Source organism: Acinetobacter genomosp. 33YU, from assembly GCF_001990725.1.
GTDB lineage: Bacteria > Pseudomonadota > Gammaproteobacteria > Pseudomonadales > Moraxellaceae > Acinetobacter > Acinetobacter seifertii.
The window spans coordinates 1-10,276 of the sequence record NZ_LFZQ01000003.1; the positions used below are offsets into that span (position 1 = coordinate 1).

The window sequence follows — 10,276 nt, forward strand, 5'->3', positions numbered from 1 at the left end:
GTTACCGCTGTATTAGCAGTAGTTTGTGCTGCTGCTGCATTCGTTACCGCTGTGTTTGCGGTGTTCTGAGCAGTGGTTACATTCTGATTCGTGGTATTTAATTGGCTACCATTTACTGCATCTGTAGAACTTGCTGAAATGGTTCCTGCCGCGACATTGGTAATCTTCTGATTAGCCGCATTAATACCAGCAGTCGTTACACTTGGACCGCCTGTAATCGTCAAACCACTGTTATCAACCTTAGAATTGCCGACCGTTATACTGCCTGCGTTCGTTAAACTAATGTTGTCATTTACATTGTATTTATAGGTGTTGGTGGCAGGGTCATAAACTGCTGTGGTGTTGGTGCCATTGGCAAAGTTAACTGTTTCACCTAACTTCACATTATCAGCCGTACCACCATTCACACTAAAGTTCAGACCTTTGTCTGCCGTCGCCTGGGCAGCGGCTGCATTGGTGACTGCTGTGTTTGCAGTGGTTTGTGCTGCTGCCGCATTCGTTACCGCTGTATTAGCAGTAGTTTGTGCTGCTGCTGCATTCGTTACCGCTGTGTTTGCGGTGTTCTGAGCAGTGGTTACATTCTGATTCGTGGTATTTAATTGGCTACCATTCACTGCATCTGTAGAACTCGCAGAAATAGTTCCAGCTGCTAAATTGGTAATTTTCTGATTATTAAGGTTAGCACCACCGTTTAAGTTACTTGCACCAGTAACATTTAATGAGCCGCCAGTCGTTAAGTTACCCGCTGTGACAGTACCAGAAAAAACAGGAGCATCAGCCATCTGAATATTAACTGTATTACCGCTTACAGCAGTTTTTAAGTTATTTCCAGAATAAGTTCCAGCAGTTGAGCCTGTTCCAGTGATATTAAGTGTTGTACCTAATTTATTTGCTGAACTGCCTGTATTACCAGCAAAAGTAAGCGGTTTAACAACTTCATTGTTTAAATTAGTTAATGCACCTGACACTGTATTAACAGCGGTATAAGTTGTTCCATCTGTTTTAGTAATTGTATAACTTGGAGGTGTATATACGTCTGTTGCAGGATTATATGCTGCGCCACCACCTAATGCTGTTGTATTACCTACAGCACGATTATTTACATCCTTTAGCTGAGCAACTGTAACCGCATCTGAATCGGCAGCACCATCTGCTACATTTTGAATACGTCGAGTGTTAGTTGTTGAACCCACTGAGACAACACCATTGGTTGTAGAAGCTGCAACATTTGTTAAATAAGAACTGCCAGTTTGTACTGTAGTTGTTGATCCAGCGCCTAAAGCAACCGAATTTGTTACATTCGCAGTTGACCTAGGCCCGAGAGCTACACTATTTGCTGCTGAGGTTAAGCTGTTAGTGCCTATAGCAACACCATCAACTGCATTTGTATCTACAGTTGCTGTATTACCAATCGCAGTAGCATTATTCGCTCCACTGTTAACTTGAGCATTCTTTCCCAACGCCAACGCTGCTGTCGAACCAACAACTTGGCTCATCGCGCCAAGTGCGACACTATAACTAGAAGCACTATCAATAGCATTAAAAGATGATCCCGTTGCTAAACCTTCTGCAACTAGATCTGCATCACTGTTATTCTGAATTGCAATTGATTGTGCACCAGCTGCATTCACTTGCCCTCCTACTACTGTTGAATTTACACCAGTCGCATTTACATAATTTCCTAATGCAGTTGAATCTGCAGCGGTAGCATTTGCTCTTGATCCAACAGCTAATCCGTTAGAATCATTTGCACTAGCTGGAGTACCCGTATTTGCTCCTATTGCAATACCATTACTAATGGTTGGACTTGTATCAATAATTGATCCATACAAGTTTGTGTAATCAGCCCACACATGTGATACGGCTAAACAGGAGATGATAGATAATACAAGTGCCTTAGGTCTAAATCTTTTTTCTCTAGAAACTATTTCGTTTTGTTGACCACTCGATTCAGTGGAAGATGAAACAGAACTTGTTCTCGTTTTGCTTTTAGCTAATTCTGATACAACAGTCCATGTACCAATAGAAGCATTCCAAACCACTTTGTATATCTTATTCATATTTCAACCCCGTAAACTTCCTGCTTACATTTGTAAAGATTTAGCAATCAAATATTTAAATTGCTTATTTTTTATAAAAATATCTTTTTTATTTTGAGAAGTAAATCACATTTATAAATATTAAAATCAAAAAATTTTGCATTAAGTTTTAATAAAGCTAAAAATTTCAAAAATTAATTAAAAAATAAAAGATTTATCAAATTTTTAATTTTTCCTAACGATCTATTTGCAGGATAGCTTTGTTACATTTTTTTACGAATAAGGATTTTTCGTTATTTCGATTTGTTAGATATATTTCACAAAACTTAATAGATTAGTTTCAATTAAACCTAAATTACTAATATTTAATATATAAAATAAGATTTCAATTAGAATAAATTTAAAAATAAAAATATCGCACTACTTAAAAAAGTCAACTTAATCACACAGTAATTTGCAATTGAGTCGATTACTATTTAATCAATTTTATGTATTAATAAACTAAAATAAGCTTTGCGAAATCAGCGATTGAAAAATTTATGCATAAAGAGTTAAAAATATATAATAAATTACTATTAATCAATATTTTACTTATATCTTAAATTGTTTTTAGTCCCTTAAAACGAAAAAGTAACCACCCTAGGGATGATTACTTTGCCGTGACAGACCGTTTTACCAAGTAATATTAACACGTCTATTTGGTGCTAAACATTGAATAATTTGTGAACTATTGTTACTGCTACACTGCTTGTATAAGTCAGTCTGGCTGTTCGCCTGTATTTGAATGCGGCGTGCTTCAATGCCTTGTTGTACAAATAATTTGGCTACCGTATTAGAACGTTCTGAAGACAATTGCTGGTTATAGCTAAATTTACCTAACCGATCTGTAAAGCCTGAAACAACAATAGGATTCATTGTTTGACTTTTTTTAATCTGCTCAGCAATTTTGGTAATGCTCTCAGCACCTTCTTCAATGGCACTCTCATCAAATCGATCAAAGGCAAATAAGACACTTGCTGTACGATCTGCAATTACAGTGCTATGCTCTGGTGACTGATTATTTCCCCCCCAAGCAACTAAACCTTCGCACACCTCACCCTTCCAAGATAAATGTTCAGCCAAATATTTTTCATTAAAATCAATGCGTAATTGACAGCGTTGATATTGGTTTGTGTTAGGAATACGGATATCCAATACGTAATTCCATACTTTTACTGCAAAAAGTCCTTCACTAAACTGAGGGTTTCCCAGCAAAGCTCGAATTTGATTTTTATCCAATCCTTTATCCAAACGAGCAACGTCGTCATACTCATAACGTTTTATTTGTTTAAGATAACTCTTTTCAATTGCTGGAAATTTTACCTCATTCCGTTGAATTGCTACGTCAGTATCCGTAAATCCAGTAATACTTAAACTTACCAAGATGCCCATTACCAAAATTTGAATATTTTGTTTCATTTTCATACTCACAATATTACTTTAAAGGAGAGATAAACTCTCCTTAGTTAGGCACTCAGTCAATTACTGTACTTACGCCAACACGAACTAATGGGCTACCCTGACTGCCAAGCGCTGCACCTGTTGTAAGTGACCAACGTCCATTATCAGCCGTTTTACGTAAGGTAACACCTACAGCATTTTGCTGATTATAATAAGCAGCACCAACAGCCATGGTAACTTTCCCTGCAATAAATGGCGCATTTTCAAGTGCAGCATTTGCAGCAATACCCGCAGACATTTTTTCTTCCAAGTTGTCGATACGCTGATTTGTTGCATAGAACGCTTGCTCAAGCTTGTTGTTCACATTGTCAATTTTGGTATTTAATGTTTGATCAGCTTGATTTAATGCGCCTAACGCATCACCGACATTATTGTAGGACTTATCAGCCACGTTATAGGTCGGGTTTGAGAAGCTTTCGGTAATATTGTTATAACCAGCTCCACCACCTAAGTAGTTTACAAGTGCTTGGTTTGTGGTATTAAGCTGAGAACCATTTACTGCATCTTTTGAAGTAGCTGTAACAGCACCCGCTTTCAAGCCAGTCACTGTACGGTCACCTGCTGTTCCAGCAACATTCACTTGAGTACCACCAGTGTCTTTACCAACAGTAATCGCAGCATCTTTATCTGCTTGCTGCACTAGACCAGTTTTACCATTGTTAATGTTATTTTGAAGGTTCGAGATATCACCCGTATTTTTGTCGACCTGTTGTTGAACATTCCACAACTGACCTCCATTCACTGCATCTTTCGAACCTGCTGCTACAGTACCATTTGCTACATTCTTAAGTGCAGTACCATTTGCCCCTCCAGCGAATGTCACTGAATCTTTATTTACAGTGCCATCTGCATTTTTGTCATACTGAACTGCACTATTAGCGAAAGCACTAACATTGTTATTAATGTTAGTGATTGCACTATCAAGTTGGCCTTTGTTCACTGCATCTGTCGTGTTAACACCAGCAGCTACATTGGTAATAACCTTATTGCCTGCATTGATTCCAGAAGCAGTGATACTAGGACCACCAGCAATGATTAGACCTGTTGATCCCAACTGAACGTTATCGCCAACTTTTACTCCAGTCGTATCGATAACTGTATTACCAGTCGTGACGCTATCAACTTTCAAGTTTTTGTTCAGCGCAACTTTGATATTACCTTCATTATCAGTTTCACTGCTTTGAGCAACAGTTAAGTTGTCATCGCCAGTAAAGTTAACTTTGCCATTTGGTTTAATCTTTTTAGCAGTCGCTGCATCACTATTAGCTGAAACAGTCCAGCCTGCATTCGCTGCTGTACCTGCATCAGTGACTGCTTTATCCAATGCCGTTAAAGCATCACCAACATTGTTTGCACTTGTACCTGCAACATTATAAGTCGGGTTAGAAATCGAACCATCTGGATTAGCTTTAGCACCACCACCAAAAATATTGGCTGTAGAATCACCATTCTTAGTCACGCGGCTATCGAGGGTATGTAACTGACTACCATTCACAGCATCTGTTGATGTCGCAGAAATGGTACCTCCTGCTACATTGGTAATCTTCTGGTTCGCTGCATTAATACCAGACTTGGTCACGCTTGGACCACCAGCAATGGTTAAACCATTGGTGTCTAACTTGCTGTCGCCTGCCGTTACGCTGTCTATATTAAGATCACGGCTTAAACCATACTGGATGTTGTTTCCAGTCTTGGTGACTTTCAGGTTGGTTTCACCTGCAACCGTACCAATGTCCACGGTATCACCAGCTTTCACTGCACCCGCATTGCTACCATTACTTTGTAGTGTCCAGCCTTTGTCCAATGCAGTGATCGCGTCACCAACATTATTTACGTTGTTACCATTCACTGTGTAAATTGGGGAACTGACTGCACCTGTAACCGGATTATAAACTGCGCCACCACCTAAATTACTCGCGGTACTGGTACCTAAAGCATCTGTCTTGGTGTTTGCTGCTGTAGTTATTGCACCCAATTGGCTTACATTAACAGCATCAGTCGGATTGGTTCCTGCTGCGACATTAGTAATCTTCTGGTTAGCAGCATTGATACCCGCAGTTGTTACACTTGGGCCACCAGTAATGGTTAATCCGCTGTTATCAACCTTCGTGTTGCCGACTGTTAAGCTACCCGCATTGGTTAAACCAATGTTGTCATTCACGCTGTATTTATAAGTATTGGTTGCAGGGTCATACGTTGCAGTCGTGTTGGTACCATCTGCAAAGTTAACCGTTTCACCCAACTTCATATTCTTAGCCGCACCACCATTCACACTAAAGTTCAGGCCTTTGTCTGCCGTCGCTTGGGCTGCTGCGGCATTGGTCACCGCTGTGTTTGCAGTGTTCTGGGCAGTCGTTACATTCTGATTAGTTGCATTTAACTGGCTACCATTCACTGCATCTGTTGATGTAGATGAAATAGTACCTGTTGCAACGTTAGTAATCTTCTGGTTAGCTGCATCAATGCCAGACTTGGTCACACTCGGACCACCCGCAATTGCTAGACCATTTGTATCTAACTTACTGTCGCCTGCCGTTACACTGTCTATATTAAGATCACGGCTTAAACCATACTGGATGTTGTTTCCAGTCTTGGTGACTTTCAGGTTGGTTTCACCTGTAGCCGTACCAATATCTACGGTATCACCAGCTTTCACTGCACCCGCATTGCTACCATTACTTTGTAATGTCCAGCCTTTGTCCAATGCACTGATTGCAGCACCTACGTTATTTACGTTGTTGCCATTTACAGTATAAATCGGTGAACTGACTGCGCCTGTAACTGGGTTATAAACTGCGCCACCACCTAAGTTGTTCGCGGTACTGGTACCTAAAGCATCTGTCTTGGTATTCGCTGCGCCAAGCTGACTTACATTAACAGCATCAGTCGGATTGGTTCCTGCTGCAACATTGGTAATCTTCTGGTTGCCCGCATTAATACCTGCAGTCGTTACACTTGGACCGCCAGTAATCGTTACTCCACTATTATCAACCTTAGTGTTACCAACCGTTAAACTACCCGCATTGGTTAAACCAATGTTGTCATTCACACTGTATTTATAAGTATTGGTTGCTGGATCATACGTTGCAGTGGTGTTAGTGCCATCTGCAAAGTTAACCGTTTCACCCAACTTCACATTCTTAGCCGCACCACCATTCACACTAAAGTTCAGGCCTTTGTCTGCCGTCGCTTGGGCAGCAGCTGCATTCGTCACTGCTGTGTTTGCCGTATTTTGTGCTGCTGCTGCATTCGTTACCGCTGTGTTTGCGGTGTTCTGAGCAGTGGTTACATTCTGGTTGGTCTCATTTAACTGGCTACCATTCACTGCATCTGTTGATGTAGATGAAATAGTACCTGCTGCAACGTTGGTGATCTTCTGGTTAGCCGCATCAATGCCAGACTTGGTTACACTTGGACCACCAGTAATGGTTAAACCATTCATATCTAGCTTGCTGTCGCCTGCCGTTACGCTGTCAATATTCAGATCACGGTTTAAACCATACTGGATATTGTTTCCAGTCTTGGTGACTTTCAGGTTGCTTTCACCCGCAACCGTACCAATGTCCACGGTATCACCAGCTTTCACTGCACCCGCATTGGCACCATTGCTTTGTAAGGTCCAGCCTTTGTCCAATGCACTGATTGCAGCACCTACGTTATTTACGTTGATGCCATTTACAGTATAGATCGGTGAACTGACTGCACCTGTAACTGGGTTATAAACTGCGCCACCACCTAAATTACTCGCGGTACTGGTACCTAAAGCATCTGTCTTGGTATTCGCTGCGCCAAGCTGACTTACATTAACAGCATCAGTCGGATTGGTACCTGCTGCAACGTTAGTCACTTTCTGGTTAGCCGCATTAATGCCTGCAGTTGTTACACTTGGACCACCAGTAATGGTTAAACCATTGGTGCCTAACTTGCTGTCACCTGCCGTTACGCTATCCAGATCCAGATCACGATTCAGTCCATACTGAATTGTATTGCCGGTCTTGGTCACTTTCAGGTTGCTTTCACCTACAACCGTACCAATGTCAACTGTATCACCAGCTTTCACTGCACCTGCATTAGTACCATTACTTTGTAGTGTCCAGCCTTTATCCAATGCAGTGATCGCGTCACCAACATTATTTAAATTACTGCCATTCACGCTATAGACTGGTGAACTGACTGCACCTGTAACCGGATTATAAACTGCTCCACCACCCAAGTTACTCGCGGTGCTGGTACCTAAAGCATCTGTCTTGGTGTTTGCTGCTGTAGTTGCTGCACCCAATTGGCTTACATTAACAGCATCAGTTGCATTCGTTCCAGCTGCAACATTGGTAATCTTCTGGTTAGCTGCATCAATACCAGACTTGGTTACACTTGGACCGCCAGTAATGGTTAAGCCGCTGTTATCAACCTTCGTGTTGCCAACCGTTAAGCTACCCGCATTGGTTAAACCAATGTTGTCATTGACATTGTATTTATAAGTATTGGTTGCTGGATCATACGTCGCAGTCGTGTTGATACCATCTGCAAAGTTAACCGTTTCACCTAGCTTCACGTTGTCAGCTGTACCGCCATTCACACTAAAGTTCAGGCCTTTGTCTGCCGTCGCTTGGGCAGCAGCTGCATTCGTCACTGCTGTGTTTGCCGTATTTTGTGCTGCTGCTGCATTCGTTACCGCTGTGTTTGCGGTGTTCTGAGCAGTGGTTACATTCTGGTTGGTTACATTTAACTGGCTACCATTCACTGCATCTGTAGAACTTGCTGAAATGGTTCCTGCTGCAACATTTGTAATCTTCTGGTTGCCCGCATTAATACCTGCAGTCGTTACACTTGGGCCACCAGTAATCGTTAATCCACTATTATCAACCTTAGTATTACCGACCGTTAAGCTACCCGCATTGGTTAAACCAATGTTGTCATTTACATTGTATTTATAGGTATTGGTTGTCGGGTCATAAACTGCAGTCGTATTGGTACCATCTGCAAAGTTAACCGTTTCACCCAACTTCACGTTGTCCGTTGTACCACCATTCACACTAAAGTTCAGACCTTTGTCTGCTGTGGCTTGGGCTGCTGCTGCATTGGTCAATGCTGTATTTGCTGTGTTTTGTGCAGTGGTTACATTCTGGTTGGTCTCATTTAACTGGCTACCATTCACTGCATCTGTTGATGTAGATGAAATGGTGCCTGCTGCAACGTTAGTCACTTTCTGGTTAGCCGCATTAATGCCTGCAGTTGTTACACTTGGACCGCCTGCAATAGTTAAACCATTGGTGTCTAACTTGCTGTCGCCTGCCGTTACGCTGTCAATATTAAGATCACGGTTTAAACCATACTGGATATTGTTTCCAATCTTGGTGACCTTCAGGTTGGCTTCACCTGTAGCCGTACCAATATCTACGGTATCACCAGCTTTCACTGCACCTGCATTGGCACCATTGCTTTCTAAGGCCCAACCTTTATCCAGTGCACTGATTGCAGCACCTACGTTATTTACGTTGTTGCCATTTACAGTATAAATTGGGGAACTGACAGCACCTGTAACTGGGTTATAAACTGCGCCACCACCTAAATTACTCGCGGTACTGGTCCCTAAAGCATTTGTCTTGGTGTTTGCTGCTGTAGTAATAGCACCCAACTGGCTTACATTAACAGCATCAGTTGCATTCGTTCCTGCTGTGACATTAGTAATCTTCTGGTTAGCAGCATTGATACCCGCAGTTGTTACACTTGGGCCACCAGTAATGCTTAATCCACTGTTATCAACTTTAGTGTTGCCAACCGTTAAGCTACCCGCATTGGTTAATGCAATGTTGTCATTTACATTGTATTTATAGGTATTGGTTGCAGGGTCATACTCTACTGTTGTGTTCGTCCCATCTGCAAAGTTAACCGTTTCACCTAACTTCACGTTGTCCGTTGTACCACCATTGACACTAAAGTTCAGGCCTTTATCTGCCGTCGCTTGCGCTGCTGTTGCATTGGTCAATGCGGTATTTGCTGTGTTTTGTGCAGTGGTTACATTCTGGTTGGTTGCATTTAACTGGCTAAAATTGACTGCATCAGTCGCATTAGTGCCTGCTTTAACATTGGTAATTTTCTGATTACCCGCATTAATCCCTGCTGTGGTTACACTTGGGCCACCAGTAATGGTTAATCCAATGTTATCAACTTTAGTATTTCCTACTGTTAAGCTACCCGCATTGGTTAATGCAATGTTGTCATTGACACTGTATTTATAGGTATTGGTTGCAGGGTCATAGGTTGCTGTGGTGTTAGTGCCATCTGCAAAGTTAACCGTTTCACCCAACTTCACGTTGTCCGTTGTACCACCATTCACACTAAAGTTCAGGCCTTTGTCTGCCGTCGCTTGCGCTGCTGCTGCATTGGTCAATGCGGTATTTGCTGTGTTTTGTGCAGTGGTTACATTCTGGTTGGTTGCATTTAATTGGCTACCGTTTACTGCATCTGTTGATGTAGAGGAAATGGTTCCTGCTGCGACATTAGTAATCTTCTGGTTAGCAGCATTGATACCCGCAGTTGTTACACTTGGACCGCCTGTAATGGTTAAGCCACTGTCATCAATCTTAGTATTACCGACCGTTAAACTGCCCGCATTGGTTAATGCAATGTTGTCATTCACATTGTATTTATAGGTATTGGTTGCAGGGTCATACTCTGCTGTTGTGTTCGTCCCATCTGCAAAGTTAACCGTTTCGCCTAACTTCACGTTGTCCGTT

General features: G+C 41.8%; 3 protein-coding genes. All 3 read right to left on the reverse strand.

The genetic code is table 11. From position 1 onward, the window contains the following. Positions 1-2,060 (reverse strand): ESPR-type extended signal peptide-containing protein (locus AC056_RS02790; protein WP_265733975.1); only part of this gene is annotated, 2,060 nt, incomplete at its 3' end. A 651-nt stretch (positions 2,061-2,711) separates the two neighbouring features. Beyond that, positions 2,712-3,497: a trimeric autotransporter adhesin/peptidogylcan-associated protein TpgA gene (tpgA, locus tag AC056_RS02795; protein ID WP_077162694.1), complete on the reverse strand. Its 786-nt coding sequence runs from the start codon at positions 3,495-3,497 to the stop codon at positions 2,712-2,714. Positions 3,498-3,552: 55 nt separating this feature from the next. Beyond that, positions 3,553-10,276 (reverse strand): YadA-like family protein (locus AC056_RS19220; RefSeq protein ID WP_139344616.1); only part of this gene is annotated, 6,724 nt, incomplete at its 5' end.